General features: G+C 66.2%; 18 protein-coding genes and 1 tRNA gene. 10 read left to right on the forward strand and 9 right to left on the reverse strand.

Going from position 1 to position 16,354, the window contains the following annotated elements; genetic code table 11:
- Positions 1-117: 117 nt before the first annotated feature.
- Positions 118-1,206 (reverse strand): alkene reductase, encoded by a 1,089-nt coding sequence (locus tag U1739_RS15990; protein ID WP_332709577.1) that lies wholly within the window; start codon positions 1,204-1,206, stop codon positions 118-120.
- A gap of 83 nt (positions 1,207-1,289) precedes the next feature.
- Here U1739_RS15990 and U1739_RS15995 point away from each other — a divergent pair, with 83 nt between their 5' ends.
- From U1739_RS15995 to U1739_RS16020, 6 genes are all read left to right on the forward strand, one after another.
- On the forward strand, positions 1,290-2,213 hold the full coding sequence (locus U1739_RS15995; RefSeq protein WP_332709578.1) for a DMT family transporter: 924 nt from the start codon (positions 1,290-1,292) through the stop codon (positions 2,211-2,213).
- Complete coding sequence (locus U1739_RS16000; RefSeq protein WP_332709579.1) at positions 2,210-2,875, forward strand: COQ9 family protein; 666 nt, start codon at positions 2,210-2,212, stop codon at positions 2,873-2,875. The genes U1739_RS15995 and U1739_RS16000 overlap by 4 nt, the downstream gene beginning before the upstream one ends.
- A 191-nt stretch (positions 2,876-3,066) precedes the next feature.
- Positions 3,067-3,333 (forward strand): FeoA family protein, encoded by a 267-nt coding sequence (locus U1739_RS16005; protein WP_332709580.1) that lies wholly within the window; start codon positions 3,067-3,069, stop codon positions 3,331-3,333.
- A gap of 6 nt (positions 3,334-3,339) precedes the next feature.
- On the forward strand, positions 3,340-5,196 hold the full coding sequence (gene feoB, locus U1739_RS16010; RefSeq protein WP_332709581.1) for a ferrous iron transporter B: 1,857 nt from the start codon (positions 3,340-3,342) through the stop codon (positions 5,194-5,196).
- Between the two features lie 26 nt (positions 5,197-5,222).
- Entirely contained in the window at positions 5,223-5,804 is a 582-nt protein-coding gene (ssb, locus tag U1739_RS16015) for a single-stranded DNA-binding protein (RefSeq protein ID WP_332709582.1), read from the forward strand.
- 89 nt (positions 5,805-5,893) lie between these two features.
- Positions 5,894-7,372, forward strand: a complete 1,479-nt coding sequence (locus U1739_RS16020) for a sensor histidine kinase (RefSeq protein ID WP_332709783.1) — start codon at positions 5,894-5,896, stop codon at positions 7,370-7,372.
- Positions 7,373-7,423: 51 nt separating this feature from the next.
- Here U1739_RS16020 and U1739_RS16025 read toward each other — a convergent pair whose 3' ends face one another.
- From U1739_RS16025 to metX, 4 genes are all read right to left on the reverse strand, one after another.
- Complete coding sequence (locus U1739_RS16025) at positions 7,424-7,825, reverse strand: response regulator (protein WP_332709583.1); 402 nt, start codon at positions 7,823-7,825, stop codon at positions 7,424-7,426.
- A gap of 64 nt (positions 7,826-7,889) precedes the next feature.
- The gene (metW, locus tag U1739_RS16030) at positions 7,890-8,477 is read right to left on the reverse strand and encodes a methionine biosynthesis protein MetW (protein WP_332709584.1); all 588 of its coding nucleotides are present in this window, start codon (positions 8,475-8,477) and stop codon (positions 7,890-7,892) included.
- Entirely contained in the window at positions 8,474-8,908 is a 435-nt protein-coding gene (locus U1739_RS16035; RefSeq protein ID WP_332709585.1) for a GNAT family N-acetyltransferase, read from the reverse strand. The genes metW and U1739_RS16035 overlap by 4 nt, the downstream gene beginning before the upstream one ends.
- The gene (gene metX / locus U1739_RS16040) at positions 8,905-10,038 is read right to left on the reverse strand and encodes a homoserine O-acetyltransferase MetX (protein WP_332709586.1); all 1,134 of its coding nucleotides are present in this window, start codon (positions 10,036-10,038) and stop codon (positions 8,905-8,907) included. Before metX ends, U1739_RS16035 begins: the two co-directional genes overlap by 4 nt.
- A 66-nt stretch (positions 10,039-10,104) precedes the next feature.
- Between metX and hisC the strand changes: the two genes are divergently transcribed.
- Entirely contained in the window at positions 10,105-11,205 is a 1,101-nt protein-coding gene (gene hisC / locus U1739_RS16045) for a histidinol-phosphate transaminase (protein WP_332709587.1), read from the forward strand.
- Positions 11,205-12,113, forward strand: coding sequence for a prephenate/arogenate dehydrogenase family protein (locus U1739_RS16050; RefSeq protein WP_332709588.1), 909 nt, complete (start codon positions 11,205-11,207; stop codon positions 12,111-12,113). Before hisC ends, U1739_RS16050 begins: the two co-directional genes overlap by 1 nt.
- Before the next feature lie 140 nt (positions 12,114-12,253).
- Here U1739_RS16050 and U1739_RS16055 read toward each other — a convergent pair whose 3' ends face one another.
- The 4 genes from U1739_RS16055 to ftsE are packed head-to-tail and all read right to left on the reverse strand — an operon-like array spanning position 12,254 to position 15,087.
- Positions 12,254-12,946 carry a lysophospholipid acyltransferase family protein gene (locus U1739_RS16055; RefSeq protein ID WP_332709589.1) on the reverse strand — a complete coding sequence of 231 codons (693 nt, stop codon included), beginning with the start codon at positions 12,944-12,946 and terminating at the stop codon, positions 12,254-12,256.
- A complete protein-coding gene (locus U1739_RS16060) occupies positions 12,943-13,479 on the reverse strand; it encodes a YdcF family protein (protein WP_332709590.1) in 537 nt (178 codons plus the stop codon). Before U1739_RS16060 ends, U1739_RS16055 begins: the two co-directional genes overlap by 4 nt.
- Entirely contained in the window at positions 13,476-14,369 is an 894-nt protein-coding gene (locus U1739_RS16065) for a cell division protein FtsX (protein ID WP_332709591.1), read from the reverse strand. The genes U1739_RS16060 and U1739_RS16065 overlap by 4 nt, the downstream gene beginning before the upstream one ends.
- Before the next feature lie 13 nt (positions 14,370-14,382).
- On the reverse strand, positions 14,383-15,087 hold the full coding sequence (gene ftsE, locus U1739_RS16070) for a cell division ATP-binding protein FtsE (protein ID WP_332709592.1): 705 nt from the start codon (positions 15,085-15,087) through the stop codon (positions 14,383-14,385).
- Positions 15,088-15,292: 205 nt separating this feature from the next.
- Here ftsE and U1739_RS16075 point away from each other — a divergent pair, with 205 nt between their 5' ends.
- Together U1739_RS16075 and U1739_RS16080 are read left to right on the forward strand one after the other, a co-directional pair.
- Positions 15,293-16,021 (forward strand): zinc-ribbon domain-containing protein, encoded by a 729-nt coding sequence (locus U1739_RS16075; RefSeq protein ID WP_332709593.1) that lies wholly within the window; start codon positions 15,293-15,295, stop codon positions 16,019-16,021.
- 211 nt (positions 16,022-16,232) lie between these two features.
- Positions 16,233-16,319, forward strand: a tRNA-Leu gene (locus U1739_RS16080).
- The last annotated feature ends 35 nt before the right edge of the window (positions 16,320-16,354 follow it).

Here is a 16,354-nt window from a genome sequence, read left to right on the forward strand (position 1 = left end):
TCGGCGGCTATGGCAATTGCAGCCATCGGCGTCGCCGGCCCATATACATGTGGTATTTCTATCGTGAGGGGCAATCTACGGCCAGCTTGCTTTCGCAGATGCCGGCCGTGGATCGGTTCAGGCCGTAGCCGTTTCCAGCGCGGGAAAGTCGATATAGCCCTCGGGCCCCTGGCTGTACCAAGTCCGCATTTCCGAGGTGGCGAGCGGGGCGCCGCTGCGCAGCCGCTCCGGCAGATCCGGATTGGCAATGAACGGGCGACCGAACGATACCGCATCGGCGACGCCGTGGTCGATCACTGCCTGCGCCTCTTCCGCGCTGCTATAGTCGGAATTGAGCACCAGCGGGCCGTTGAACACTTGGCGGATCGCCGGCGACAGTTTCGGCACGTCGGTGCGCCCGAACGTACCCTCGGGGCCGGGTTCGCGCAGTTCGAGGAAGGCAATGCCGATCTCGTCCAGCGCCTTGGCGGCGGCGGTGAACAACGGTTGCGGATTGCTGTCGTCGACGCCCTGCGAATCACCATTGGGGGAGAGCCGGATCGAGGTGCGATCGGCGCCGGCGACGCGGGCCACGCGCTCTACCACCTCGCGCATCAGGCGCACGCGATTCTCGATGCTGCCACCATAGATATCGTCGCGGAAATTGGCATTGTCGCGTAGGAACTGGTCGATCAGATAGCCATTCGCGCCGTGCACCTGCACACCGTCGAACCCGGCGGCAAGCGCGTTCTTGGTGGCCAGCGCATAATCCTCAAGCAGTCGCGGGATTTCGTCCAGCTGCAGGGGGCGGGCGGTCTCGAACGCCTGCTTGCCTTCATACGTATGGGCCTGCCCCGCGGTCGCGGTGGCGGAGGAGGATACCGGCTGCCCGCCGATCACCGAGGAATGCACCTGGCGGCCCATATGCCAGAGCTGGGCAACGATATGCCCGCCAGCCGCATGCACGGCAGACGTCACGGGCTTCCACGCTTCGACCTGCTCATCGCTCCACAGGCCCGGCGCGAACGGCCAACCCAAGCCTTCGCGGCTGACGCCGGTGGCTTCGCTGATGATCAGGCCGGCGCTGGCGCGCTGCGTGTAATATTCCACCATGATATCGCTCGGCACGGCCCGCTGGTCGGCGCGGCCGCGCGTCAGCGGCGCCATCAGGATGCGGTTGGGGGCAGTGATCGCACCCAGCTGGATGGGATCGAACAGACTCGGCATTGCGTTTCCTTTTGATACCTGACGCCACGGAGATAGGGCGCTACAGGGCGGCATGCATCCTCTCGTCCCCAAGAAAATCTAGCATGGTCGATACCACCGCCACGCGCGGGGCGTCCCGGCTGGCCTTCGCTGCGTTGATGGGGGGCAATGTCGCGCTGGCGTTCGGGCCGTGGTTCGTGCGGCTGGCCGATACCGGGCCGGTCGCCGCCGGCTTTTGGCGCGTGGCGCTAGCTGCGCCGTTGCTGCTCGCTATCGCCTGGCGCGGTGGCTGGCGCCCGGCGGGGCTGGGCCGCGGCCTGTGGTGGATGATCGGTATCGCCGGGGTGAGTTTCGCGGCCGATCTGGGCAGCTGGCATCTCGGTATCCTGCGCACGACGATGGCCAACGCGACGCTGTTCGGCAATTGCGCGACTTTGATCTATCCGCTTTACGGCTTCCTCGTGCTGCGCGCCTGGCCCAGCCGGATGCAGGGGCTGGCGCTGCTGCTGGCGGCGATCGGCGGCGGCTTGCTGATGGGCCAATCGTACAGCCTGAACCCGCGCAACCTGGCCGGGGATCTGCTCTGCCTGTTCGCTGGCATACTCTACACGCTCTATTTCATCATCATGGCGCGGGTGCGCGAGACGACCGCGCCGCTGCCGGCGCTGGCGCTGGCCAGCTTCGCCGGGATCCTGCCTTTGCTGCTTGCTGCTTGGCTGCTGGGCGAGCGGATCTGGCCGCATGATTGGTGGCCGTTGCTCGGGCTGGTGCTGGTCAGCCAGCTGATCGGGCAGGGCCTGATGATCTATGCGCTGGGCAAGCTTTCGCCGTTGGTGATCGGCCTTGCGCTGCTAACGCAGCCGATCGTGGCGGCGGCGGTCGGTTGGATCGTTTATGATGAAACGCTGGGCCCGGCCGATCTGGTCGGGGCGATCTTGGTCGCTGTGGCATTGGTGCTGGTCAGCCGCACGCCGGCGGTTGCGCCGGCGCTCGGCGGGTCTAGAATGACGGCGAAGGAACCGCGATGACCGATGCTCTCCCTGCCGATCCAACCTTGGATGAGATCCGCGCCGGGCTGGCGCCGCTGATCGCCGCCAATGCCGCATTTGATGGCTGGGGCGTTCCGGCGCGCGATGCCGCCGCCGATGCGCTTGGCGTCGATCGCGACGTCGCCTTGCTCGCCTTTCCCGACGGTGCGTTCGAGATGATCGCCGCCTGGTTCGCCCATATCGATCGGGCCATGCTCGCTGCGCTGCCGTCGGAGCGACTCGCCGCGATGAAGATCCGCGAGCGCATCGCCGCGCTGGTCGAGGCGCGCCTGGCCGCGGTTGCCGCTGACCGCGAGGCACTGCGCCGGGCACTGGCGATTCTCGCCATGCCGCAGAATTTCGCGCGCGCCGCCAAGCTCGGCTGGCACGCGGCGGACGTGATGTGGCGCGCCGCTGGCGACACTGCCACCGATTACAATCACTATACCAAGCGCACGATCCTGGCCGGCGTCTACGGCGCGACGCTCACCGTGTTCCTCGACGACGACAGCGCGGGGCATGCCGATACGCGTGCTTTCCTGGCGCGGCGCATCGACGGCATCATGCGCTTCGAAAAAGCCAAGGCCGGCTTTCTCGCGCGCACCGAACACCGCCCGAGCCTGTCGCGCTTCATCGGCCGGCTGCGCTACCCGGCAGTCTGAGTCTAATCCGCCCCGTCACCCCGGGCTTGGTCCGGGCTCCAACGTGCCGCGAGCGCAGCATTCAAATACAATCGACCGGCCAGGCCGCTTATTGGACACCGGACCAAGTCCGGGGTGACGGCTGGGGCAAAGCATCCCCCAATCAATTTGCCGCTGGCGCTTCCCGCTAGTTATTGATAATCAATCGCATCATGAACGCGACCGCCACCTTTGCGACTCCCGTCAGCCTCGAAAAGCTGCCCCGCCACGCGCATGCGACCGTCGCGCAGATCGATTGGACCAAGCTCAGCCTTCCCGAAGCACGCCGTCTGCGTGAGCTTGGGTTTGACGAGGGGGTCGATATCGAGATGCTGCATCGCTCGCGCTTCGGCAAAGGCCCGATCGCCTGCCGCATCGGCCGTATGACCGTCGCCATGCGGCGTGCGGTCGCCGCTTCGGTGCGTGTGCTCCCTGCCTAACACCGAATGAGCATTCTTCCGCTGGTCGCGCTGGTCGGCAATCCCAATGCCGGCAAGAGCGCGCTGTTCAACGCGCTGACCGGCGCGCGGCAGAAGGTCGGCAACTATCCTGGCGTCACGGTAGAGCGTCATTCAGGGCGCCTGGCGCTCGATGACGGCCGCCCGATCGAGCTGGTCGACCTGCCCGGCGCCTACAGTCTGGATCCCAGCAGCCCCGACGAGCGCGTTACGCGCGACGTCATGCTCGGCCGGCAGGAAGGCGAACGCCTGCCCGATGCGATCGTCATCGTCGTCGACGCTTCCAATCTCGATAATCACCTGCGCTTCGCGCTGCAGCTGATCGCGCTCGGCCTGCCGGTGGTGATCGCGCTCAACATGATCGATCTGGCGACGCGCGACGGGCTGACACTGGACGCCGCCGTGCTCGAGCGCGAATTGGGCGTCCCCGTCGTGCCGACCGTCGCGGTGCGCAAGAAGGGGCTGGACGAGCTCAAGGGCCGGCTGTCCGGCATCATCGGCAGCGGCGCGCTGCGGGTGCGCGCCAATAAGGGGCATATCGACGAGGATATCGTCACGCTGCAGCGCCGCGCCCGCGCGCTTTCGGTGGCGGCGACCGTATCGGAAACCAGCGGCCGCAAATGGACGCACATAATGGATGCGGTCGCGCTGCACCCGGTGTCCGGCCCGATCCTGCTGCTCGGCCTGCTGTTCCTAATGTTCCAGGCGGTGTTCGCCTGGTCAGAAGCGCCGATCGGCTGGATCGAAGAGCTGTTCGCGCTGATCGAAAATGGCGTCACCGGCGCGCTGCCGTCGGGGTTCATCCGCTCGTTCCTGACCGACGGCATCATCGCCGGCGTCGGCGCGGTGATCGTGTTCCTGCCGCAGATCCTGATTCTTTTCACCTTCATCCTGGTGCTCGAGGCGACCGGCTACATGGTCCGCGCCGCGTTCATGATGGACCGGCTGATGGCCGGCGTCGGCCTGTCGGGCCGCGCTTTCATTCCCTTGCTGTCGAGCTTCGCCTGCGCCGTCCCTGGCATCATGGCGACGCGCACCATCGACGACGAGAAAGATCGCCTGACCACGATCCTCATCGCGCCGCTGATGACCTGTTCCGCGCGGCTCCCGGTCTACACTTTGGTGATCGGTGCGCTGATTCCCAACACGCAGGTCCTGCCGTTCGTCGGGCTGCAGGGGCTGGTGATGTTCGCGCTCTACGTGCTCGGCATCGTCTCGGCCTATATTGCCGCATTGGTCCTGCGCCGCACCGTCACCGCAGGGCCGTCTTCGGGCTTCATGATGGAGATGCCCAAATATCAGTGGCCGAGGCTCAATGACGTCGCGATCGGCCTGTGGAGCCGCGCGGTTATTTTCCTCAAGCGCGCCGGCACGACGATCGCCGTCACGGTCGCTTTGCTGTGGGTGCTGGCGAGCTATCCGGTCGCGCCGGCCGGCGTGAAGCAGAGCGAATATTCGGTCGCCGGGCGCATCGCCAGCGGCATCGAAGTGGTCGTCGCGCCGATCGGCTTCAATCATGATATCGCGCTCTCTTTGCTGCCGGCGATGGCTGCGCGCGAGGCGGCGGTTGGCGCAATGGCCACGGTCTATGCGATCGACAATCCGGAGGATGCGGCCGGCGCCGGCAAGCTTTCCGAGAACCTGCGCGGCCGCTGGAGCCTGCCGACCGCGCTCGCGTTCCTGATGTGGTTCGTGTTCGCGCCGCAATGCATTTCCACGATCGCCGTCACCCGGCGCGAGACCAATGGCTGGAAGTGGCCTGCCTTCATGGTTGGCTATTTGTTCGCGCTCGCTTACATCGCTGCAGGAGCGACCTATTGGGCCGCAGTGGGACTCGGCCTGTAGGGCCGGCAGCGTAGGAATTCGATAATATGGCGGGCAGCGTCAACAAGGTGATCATCGTCGGCAATCTCGGCCGCGATCCCGAAAGCAAGAGCTTCCAGAATGGCGGCAAGGTGGTCAATCTGCGCATTGCCACATCCGAATCGTGGAAGGACAAGAATACCGGCGAGCGCAAGGAAGCGACCGAATGGCATTCGGTGGCGATCTTCAACGAAGGCCTGGCCAATGTCGCCGAGCGCTATCTGCGCAAGGGCTCCAAAGTCTATATCGAAGGCGCGCTGAAGACGCGCAAATGGCAGGACGCGCAGGGCCAGGATAAATATTCGACCGAGATCGTGCTGCAAGGCTTCAACAGCGTCCTGACGATGCTCGACGGCGCGCCCGGCGCTGGTGGTGGCGCCGGCGGCGGCGGTGGTTCGGGCGGCGGCTTCGGCGGCGGTCCGGGTGGCGGACCGCGCGACGATTTCGGCGGCGGTAACGACTTTGGCGGCGGTTCGGGCGGCGGCGGCTATGGCGGCGGCCGGGGCGGCGCGCCGAGCGGCGGCGGGGCGTCGTCGGGCGGCGGACGCGGCAGCTTCGCCGACGATCTCGACGACGATGTGCCCTTTTGAAGTTCGACAGCACAACCGATACCCGTGACGTCACCGCGCCCGATCTGCTCACCGCTAGCGGCTGGCAGATCGATGAGGGCGCACGTGCCATGACGATCGCCAGTCACGACATCGAATCGCTGCGTGATGCGGCGAATCTCAAGTCGATCACCGATTTCGCCGCGGCGTTGTGCGATGCGCCGATCGCCCTGGTCAGCCTGGTCGAGGAACAACGCCAAACGTTCCTTGCACGGACCGGCCTGGAGGCGACGGAAACGCCGCGCGGCACGAGCTTTTGCGCCTTCGCGATGCGCGAGGACGACATCATGGTGGTCCCCGACGCGACGCTGGATCCGCGCTTCGCCGACAATCCCCTGGTCACCGGCGCGCCGGACATCCGCTTTTACGCCGGTGCACCGCTCGTTGCCGACGATGGCACGCCGCTCGGTTCGCTGTGCGTGATCGACACCAGCCCCCGCGCGGGCCTTACCGCATTGCAGCGCCAGGGCCTCAGCACGCTGGCCGAGCAGGTCATGGCCCGCCTGCGCGACAGTCGCGACGCGGCGTCGTGGCGCGATACTGAAAACGCCAACCACCGTGCGCTGACCGAGAGCCATAACCGCTTCCGCGTGCTGGCCGATTCGATGCCGCAGATGGTCTGGTCCACCCTGCCCGACGGTTATCACGATTATTATAATGCCCGCTGGTACGAATTCACCGGCATGCCCGAGGGATCGACCGACGGCACGGAATGGAACGGCATGTTTCATCCCGACGATCAAGAACATGCCCGCGACCTGTGGCAGCACAGCCTGGCGACCGGAGCGCCGTATCAGATCGAATACCGCCTGCGCCGCTATGATGGCGCCTATCGCTGGACGCTCGGCCGGGCGCTGCCGTTGCGCAATGAGGCGGGCGAGATCGTGCGCTGGTTCGGCACCTGCACCGATATCCACGAGGCGAAGGAAGCGAGCGAGGAACGCGAGATCATCGCGCACGAGCTGAGCCACCGCATCAAGAACATCTTCGCGGTGATCTCCGGGCTGATCAGCTTCGCCGCACGCGCCAATCCCGGCTTTCGCGGTATTGCCGATGATCTGCGCGAACGCGTCACCGCGCTTGGCCGGGCGCACGATTTCGTCCGCCCGCACAGCGCGCATTCGCGACCCAATGCCGATCAGAACAGCCTGCACGGGCTGCTCGACGAACTGTTCCGACCCTACCAGCCTATCGGCGGCGCCCGCGTTATCGTCACCGGCGGCGACGTGGCGATCGATGATCGCTCGGCCACGCCGTTGGCCTTGCTGTTCCACGAACTCGCCACCAACGCGACCAAATATGGCGCCTTGTCCAACGACGACGGGCAGGTCGAGGTCGATATCGCAATGGATGGTGAAACGACCGTGCTGACGTGGAGCGAGACCGCCGGCCCGGCGATCGACACGCCGCCTGAAGCGAGCGGGTTCGGTTCGCAGCTGATCGAGCTCAGCGCGGTGCGTCAGCTTGGCGGCACGGTGGTGCGCGATTGGCGATCTAGCGGCCTGGTGGTCACGATGCGCATCCCGGCCAAGGCGTTTAGCCGAGGCTGATCACCACGTCGCCCTGGCAAACTTTCGGATGACCGAGTTTGTCTGGACCCCTTAGGCCTCGAGCGCGCCGGCCTCTATCAACACCAGATCATCATTGGCCGCCGCAGCGCCCGCGCTGGCCAGGGCCGCCGCGGCCAGGATCGCCGCTTCGCTGAACGGTTTGCGCACATAGCCCAAGGCGACGGTATCGGTGCCGATCTGCGCCGGATTGGCGGTGACAAACACGACCTTCATCCCGTAGTCGCGCGCCAGCGTATCGGCCAGCGCGGGGCCGGTCGGTCCGTCCCGCAGGTTGATGTCGACCAAAGCGAAGCTGCACTCGTCGGCTTCCTCGATCGCCGTTACGCGATCCGCCGCGATCGCCTTCACCTTATAGCCCGCATCGGTGAGGATACGTTCCAGGTCGAGGGCAACGAAGATTTCGTCTTCGACGATCAGGGCGGTGGCAGACATGCGAGTTCCGATACGTTGATGCGATGGAAACCATCGACCAATCGTTCCGTTCCACTGATTTCGATCAATGTCGAAGCAGGAACACCGCATGCTCCGCGCGGAAATTGGCCGCTGCCGAACTGGTCTGCACACCGCGCGAGAGAAACCACGCCCCCTCCACCGTAATCCCGCGATCGTCGACAAAGGCGCGGAAGTCGTCGATCGTCAGGTGATGAATGTTAGGCGTGTCGTACCAGCGCTCGGGCAAAAGCTTGGTCACCGGCATCCGCCCGCCCCAAAGAAGCGAGGCGCGTACCCGCCAATGCGCGAAGTTGGGGAACGACACGAACGCCTGCCGGCCGATGCGCAACAGGTGATCGAGCACGACGTCCGGTCGTCGGGCGGTCTGCAGCGTCTGGCTGAGGATCGCATAATCGAAGCTGGCGTCGGGATAATCGGCCAGATCGACATCGGCATCACCCTGGATCACCGACAGGCCGCGCGACACGGCGGCAGCGACATTGCCGCCGTCGATCTCCAGCCCGCGTGCATCGACGCCGCGCGTATCGCGCAATGCCGCCATCAGCGCGCCATCGCCGCAGCCGACATCGAGCACCCGCGTGCCCGGCGCGACATGATCGGCGATGATCGCAAGGTCGGACCGCAGAGTCATGGCTGAGCGCGTAGCCGATCGGCGACGCCGGGGCCGAGCCGCTCCATATAGCGTTCGGGCCGTATCGGTGCGTGGAAGCCGATGCCCTCATAAACGCCGTGCGCATCGAGCGTGACCAGCGCGATGCGGCGGATGCCGGCAAACTGCGGATGATCGATGAACCACTGGACCATCCGTCGCCCCAGTCCCTGTCCGCGCGCGGGCTGGTCGATCCACACATCGGCGATCCAGGCGAAGGTCGCATGATCGGTGATCGCGCGCGCATAGCCGACCTGCACGTCGCCGCGATACGCGCCGAGACAATGCGACCCGGCAATCGCCCGCTCGACCAAAGACCGCTCGATCCCCGGCGACCAATAGCTCGACGCCAGCCAGCCATGGACGCGTGGGACGTCAAGCAGCGCCTTGTCGTCGGACATTTCGATCGTCATGCCCTGGCCCTCAGGAAACCATCGACCACCCGGTTCAATTCCGGCGATTCGAGCAGGAACGCGTCATGCCCGAACGGACTCGACAGTTCGACGAAGCTGGCCGGCGCGCCCGCGGCGTTCAACGCATGGACGATCGCGCGCGATTCGGCGGTGGGGTACAGCCAGTCGGTATCGAAGCTGACCAGGCAGAAGCGCGCCCGGCTGGCCTTGAAGGCATTGGCGAGGTGGCCATTATGCTCTTCGGCCAGATCGAAATAATCCATCGCCCGCGTGATATAGAGATACGAATTGGCATCGAAGCGATCGACGAACGCGATCCCCTGGTGGCGCAGATAGCTCTCGATCTGGAAGTCCGCGTCGAACCCGAACGTCTTGGTCGCGCGCGCCTGCAGCTTGCGGCCGAATTTTTCGGTCAGCCCAGCTTCGGAAAGATAGGTGATGTGCGCCGCCATGCGCGCCACCGCGAGCCCCGCCGCGGGCGGATCCTGATCGGCGTAATAGGCCCCGCCGCGCCATTTCGGATCGGCCATCACCGCTTGGCGGCCGACCTCGTGAAAGGCGATGTTCTGCGCCGTGTGCCGCGCGGTCGAGGCGATGACCACGCACGCCTTCACCCGTTCCGGGAAGGTCGCCGGCCAGCTCAACGCCTGCATCCCGCCCATCGATCCACCGACCACCGCCAGCAAGCTGCCGACGCCAAGGTGATCGAGCAGCATGGCTTGCGCGCGCACCATGTCGCGGATCGTGATCACCGGAAACGCCATGCCCCAGGGCTGGCCGGTCGCCGGATTGACGCTCGCCGGCCCGGACGAGCCCATGCAGCTGCCCAGCACGTTGGCGCAGACGATAAAATGGCGCGCCGGATCGATCGGCTTGTCCGCGCCCACCATCCGCGCCCACCAGCCGGGCTTGCCGGTGGTCGGATGATGGCTGGCGACATGCTGGTCGCCGGTCAGCGCATGACAGATCAGGACCGCATTGCCGCCATCGGCATCGAGCGTACCGTACGTCTCATAGGCGATGTCGACCGGTGACAGCAACGCCCCGCCGTCGAGCCTCAGCGGCCCAGCCAGCGTGATGCGGCGGTCCAGGCCGAAGCGGCTATCGCCAGAGGGATCCGAACAGGTCACGGGCGCAGCGCTAGGGGGGGTGCGGGCCGCTTGTCAATTTCCCCCCGCCCGCTATGCCGCCCTGCCATGACCGCACCTCAGCCAAAACCCTGGATCATGGCCATCGCGCCGTACATTCCCGGCCGCTCGACCACCGATGACGGGCGCAAGGTCGCCAAATTGTCGTCGAACGAAAATCCGCTCGGCACCAGCCCGGCCGCGCGCGCCGCGTTCGCCGGCGCAGCGCACGCGTTGGAACGTTATCCCGACGCCAGCGCCAGCGACCTGCGCGAGACGCTCGCCGTCAGGCATGGGCTCGATCCGGCGCGGATCATCTATGGCAACGGTTCGGACGAGATCCTGCATCTCGTCGCCGGCGCCTTTGCCGGGCTTGGCGACGAGATCATTCACGTGCGCTACGGTTTCGCGGTGTATGAGATCGCCACGCGCCGTGTTGGCGCCATCCCCGTCATCGCGCCGGACAAGGACTATGCGACGGACGTCGATGCGATCCTCGCCGCGGTCACCCACAGAACGCGCATGGTCTATGTTGCCAATCCCAACAACCCAACCGGCACCTACACGTCGAAGGCCGAGATCGCCCGGCTCCATGCCGGCCTGCGCCCCGACATCCTGCTCGTGCTCGATCACGCTTATGCCGAATATATCGAGGGCGATGCCGAGGATGGCGGCATGGCGCTGGCCGAATCGGCGGAGAATGTGCTGGTCACGCGCACCTTCTCCAAGATGTACGGGCTCGCCGCCGAGCGCATCGGCTGGGGCTATGCGTCGAGCGCGATCATCGAGGCGATGCATCGCATCCGTCTGCCGTTCAGCATCACCATCGCCGGCACCGCCGCGGCGATCGCCGCCGTTGGCGACACCGCGTTCGTCGAGCATACCCGGGCGCATAATGCCGAGTGGCGGCGGTGGTTTTCCGACGAGATCGGCAAGCTTGGCAATGCCGGCCTGCGCGCCGTGCCCAGCCAGGCGAACTTCGTGCTGGTCGTCTTCGAAGGCAAGCTCACCGCCGAGGCCGCCTATAAGGGCCTGATGGACGCTGGGTACATCGTTCGCTGGCTCCCCGGCCAGGGCCTGCCGCACGGCCTGCGCATCACCATCGGCACGGAGGACGAGACCAAGGGCGTCGCCGCCGCGCTGCGAATGCTCGTCGATAAAGCCGGCTGATGCTACCGTTCGCGCGCGTGACGATCATCGGGCTCGGGCTGATCGGCTCGTCGATCGCCCGTGCCGTCCGCGCACACCTGCCGACCGTGCGGCTCACCGGCTATGACGCCGATGCCGCGGTGCGCGCGACGGTCGATCGGCTGCAGCTCTGCGATGACGTCACCGAGTCCGCCGGCGCGGCGGTGATCGATGCCGATCTGGTCATCCTTTGCGTGCCGGTCGGCGCGATGGCCGCCGCCGCCGCCGAACTCGCCGCCGATCTGCCCGCAGAGGCGATCGTCAGCGATGTCGGCTCGTCCAAGGCCGAAGTGCTGCGCGTGCTGACCGAAGCACTGCCGGGGGCGACGATCATTCCCGCCCACCCCGTCGCCGGCACCGAACGCAGCGGGCCGGAAGCGGGCTTCGCTTCGCTGTTCCACAAGCGCTGGTGCATCGTCACGCCGGGCGAAGGCGCCGACCCCATTGCCGTCGAGCGCGTGAGCGAATTCTGGCGTCGTCTGGGCGCAGATATCGAAACGATGGCGCCCGAGCACCATGATCGCGTGCTCGCCGTGACCAGCCATTTGCCGCATCTCATCGCCTATACGATCGTCGGCACCGCCTCGGACCTCGAGGAAGTGACGCAATCCGAAGTGATCAAATATTCCGCCGGCGGCTTTCGCGATTTCACCCGCATCGCCGCCTCGGATCCGACCATGTGGCGCGACGTGTTCCTGACCAACAAGGATGCTGTGCTCGATATGCTGCAGCGCTTCTCGGAGGATCTGACGGCGCTGCAACGCGCCATCCGGCTGGGCAAGGGCGAAGAACTGTTCGATCACTTCACCCGCACGCGGGCGATCCGACGGGGCATCATCGAACAGGGCCAGGACGACCCCGCGCCCGATTTCGGGCGGACGCACGAATAGGCTGACCCCTGTTCCCCCGCGAAAGCGAGGCCCCACCGCCACAAGCACCATCCCATGGAACCCTGGGCTCCCGCTTTCGCGGGAGAACAATGTGTATGTCGGCCCAAGGAGCTCCCAGCCCGGTACGGAGTGACGGAGGGCTAGGCCGCGGGCACATCCAGCACGTTGATCGCCGCATGGACGCGCGCGACGACCTCCTCGCGCCCGACGCCAGGCGGGATGACTTCCTGAAACGCGAAGCGGATCACGCCGGACCGTTTGGTGCCCGTTTTGGGCCACACCGTCCCGCTATCGATCGCCACCGGCACCAATGGCAATTTCAACGCACGATACAGCCCGACAAAGCCCGGTTTCAGCTCGGGCTGCTCGCCCGGCGCGACGCGCGTGCCTTCGGGGAAGATCACCACCGAACGTCCGGTCGCCGCCGCCGCCTGGCCGGCGCGCATCATGGCACGCAGCGCGGCGGACGATCCCTCGCGATCCACCACGATCATGCCGTAACGTTGCGCCGCCCAGCCCCATACCGGTATGCTGGCCAATTCCTTTTTCAGCACCACCACCGGCGCATCGAGCAAGGCGACCATTTCGAACGTCTCGAACATCGCCTGATGCTTGCCGACATATAATGCCGGGGTGGTCGGGATCGTGCCCGAGGTGACCACGCGCACCCCCATCACCCAGCGCGCGCACCAGCGGTGATAGCGCGTCCACAAGACGACCCAGAAGCGTAGTGGGCCGGTGCCGAACAGCGCCATGACCGGCGCCATCAGCACGATCGGGACGGAGCCGCCGAAGAAGGCGACCATGAAGGCCCAGGTGCGCACGATGTTCATTGGCCAAGTCCCGTCCACAGCGCGCTTTGGCGCAGCAGCAATTTGTTATATTCGGCCACGAGCAGTCCGAAGCGCGGATGGCTGGGCACGCCGTCACCGATGATTTCGACGTCGTCATCAAGCGCGTGGACCAGTTCGAGCCGCGCGCGCGCCATATGCCAGTCTGACGTCACCAGTCGCACCGAGCGATAGCGATGCTCGGACACCCACGCAGCGGTCTCCTCGGCATTGGATTGTGTATCGACCGCCTCGCGGCCCAGATCGACGCAGCACGCGAACAACCGGGGCGGCGCCTTATATTCCGCCGCTAGCTCGCCTGGCCGCACCTGCGGCGCCACGCCGCTGATCAGCATGCGTTTCGCCGCCTTGGCCTGCATCAGGGCCAGTCCGCGATCGATTCGTCCTGCGCCGCCGGTGGGCACGACGATCGCATCGGTGGTGCGCGCGCCCAGCGGCTGCGGCAGTGCCAGCATGAACACGGCAAAGCCCAGCAGATATAGGATCAGCACCAGGGCAAGCAGCCGTTTGATCACAGGATCCGCCCCAGCGCGCCGGTCACCGCGATGCGCGCCGCAAGCGTCGCCAGCACCGCGAACGCCACCGGCAGCAAGGCGAGCAACAGCCAATCGTGCGGTGCCAGCGCCAGCCCGCTCAACAGATCAGAGCCAAGTGCGCCCAGTTGCATGCCGATCAAAACCACCAACCCGCCGGCCAGCGCTGTGCCCAGCAGCCCGCCGAGCAGCGTATCGAGCGCGATGCGCCGCTGGAACAGTCGCGAAACCTGCACATCGGTCGATCCCAGCATGTGCAGCACCTCGATCGTGTCGCGGTGCGTTTCGAGCCCGGCACGGGCGGCCAGGATCACCACCGCCGCGGTCGCCGCGGCCATCAGCAGAACCAGCGCCAGCGCCAGGCCGGTAACCATGGTCATGAAATCGGCCACCGGCGACATCCAGCTTTCCTGCCGGTCGAGCCGCGCCGCCGGCGCCACGGCCGCCACTGCCTGGGCCACCCGTGCCACCGCCGCGTCGCCCGCTTCTCGCAGATCGACATCGATCAGCGCCGGGATCGGCAGATCGGGGTCCGCTCCATCCGCGCCAAGCCACGGGCGCAGTAGTGATGCCAGTTCGGCGCGGTCCACTTCCTTGGCGCGGCGCACCTCGGGCAGACGGCGCAGCGTGGCAAGCGCGGCGGCGGTTTCCGCGACGCGCGTGGCTTCGACCGGCTCGATCACCTGCACGGTCAACCGGCCGGCAAGTTGCCGGTCGAGCAAGGCGGCAGCCGAGCGCGTGCCGAGCCCCAGAGCGCCCGCCAGCACGGTGAGGAATAGCATGATCGCCATGATCCACATCATCGCGCGCGTGCCGCGGCTTTCGTCGAGCAGCCGGCGGTCGGCGGGGGACGGGATAAGCTTGATCGCCATTATTCGCACCCGCTCATGCGGACGGTGGCGGCGGAAAACGCAACGATCCGGTCGGATCGAGCAGCCGCCCGCCATCCAGCCGCATCATGCGCGCATCGGGAATGCGCCCGAGCAGGTGGAAATCGTGCGTCGCCACCACCACGGTGGTGCCGAGCCGGTTGAGCGAATCGAACAGGTGCAGCAGCCGCTCGGCCATGTCGGGGTCGACGTTGCCGGTGGGTTCGTCCGCGACGAGCATTTCCGGCCGCCCGATCACCGCGCGCGCGATCGCCACGCGCTGCTGCTCGCCGCCGGACAGCGTCGGCGGCTTGGCATTGGCGCGTTCGCTCAACCCCACCCAGGCGAGCATTTCGCGCACCGGCGCCTCGATATCGCTCTCCGGCACGCCGGAGACGCGCAAGGGCAGGGCGATATTGTCGAATGCGGAGAGATGCGGGACGAGCCGAAAATCCTGGAACACCACGCCGATGCGGCGGCGAAAGCCGGGCAGGCGCTTGCGCGGCAGCGTTACGGCATCCTGCCCGAACAGGCGGATCAGCCCACGGGTCGGCCGCTGCGCGAGGTACAGGAGCTTGAGCAATGAGGTCTTGCCCGCGCCGGACGCGCCAGTGAGGAAATAAAACGAGCCGCTGGCGAGCGTGAAACTGACGTCGGACAGCGTCTCCTGGCCGGTGCCATAGCGTAGGCCGACATTCTCGAACTGTACGATATTGGCCATTACCGGCTGATGCCCGCTTCGTTGAAATCATCTGCCCCGCGCACAGCCTTCGCACGTTCGCCCGTCCCGCAGCAAGCGCGCCCGACGCGTGGCCCCAGCACGCCGTCTGGGCATGGCCGGTGCGCCGCCTCTTGCACGGACGCGTCATCGGGTGTTTAGTTTTGGTGCAGCCGGGGGTGCCGGGGCGATACGTAAAGCGTAATTGATGATCCTCGAATGCACCGAATGCCGGACCAGATACGTCGTCCCCGACAGTGCGATCGGGGTTGACGGCCGTACCGTGCGCTGCGCTGCCTGCCGGCACAGCTGGTTCCAGGCGCCCGCCGAGCGCGATCTTGTTGCGCTTGCCGAGGAACCCGAGCCGATCCCGGCCGCGGTCACCACGCCCGTTCCAGCGCCCCCGTCCGCGCCGCCTTCGGTCAGCGATCCTGTCATCATTGAGCAGGAAACAACATCGAGCGAGAGAAATTACGATGCCTTCGCGCATCAGCCACCGTTCCGCGCGCGGCGCAATCCGGCACGGCAATGGACGATCGTCGCGTTCGCCGCGGGCGCGGCGATGCTCGCTGGCCTGGCTGCGTTGGTCTATACCGGCGATACGGGCATCGCCGCGCAGCTCGGCATTCCGATCGCCCCCAGTGAAACGCCGCTCAGGCTGGTCGACAACCCGATCGAGCGCCGCGATCTCGCCAATGGCAGCGAAATGTTCGCGATCAGCGGCCGCATCGTCAATCCTACCGATACGCACCAAGCGGTGCCCGACATCCGCGCCGAACTGCGCGATGCGCAGGGCCGCCTGGTGTTCAGCTGGACGATCCGTCCCGAAGCGACCGCGCTGCCCCCGCGCGGCTCGGTCGAATTTAACAGCGCCAAGCTCGATGTGCCGGTCAATTCGGAGAAACTGGTGCTGAGTTTCTCAGGCGCGCGGCGCTAGCGGTTCACCATGAGCGTCACCCAGCGCAAGCTGGGGTCTCACGGGGCTGTCTTGCGCCAGCCGCTGAGATCCCAGCTTTCGCTGGGATGACGCAAAGGCTTGTAATTGATCGGCGCAGCGAGAAGCTACGTCGCCACGCTTGCCATCCCGGTATCCGCTTGCTAGGGGCGCTCGCCTACCAGCCTGCCGGGCCTTGCCGGCGGTGTTATGTGCGGCCATGGCGGAATTGGTAGACGCGCAACGTTGAGGTCGTTGTGGGCGAAAGCCCGTGGAAGTTCGAGTCTTCTTGGCCGCACCAAGCTCTCCCCAGCCCCTAAATCGAGCGCGCTCGAT

It is taken from the genome of Parasphingomonas puruogangriensis, assembly GCF_036663635.1.
Taxonomy (GTDB): domain Bacteria; phylum Pseudomonadota; class Alphaproteobacteria; order Sphingomonadales; family Sphingomonadaceae; genus Sphingomonas.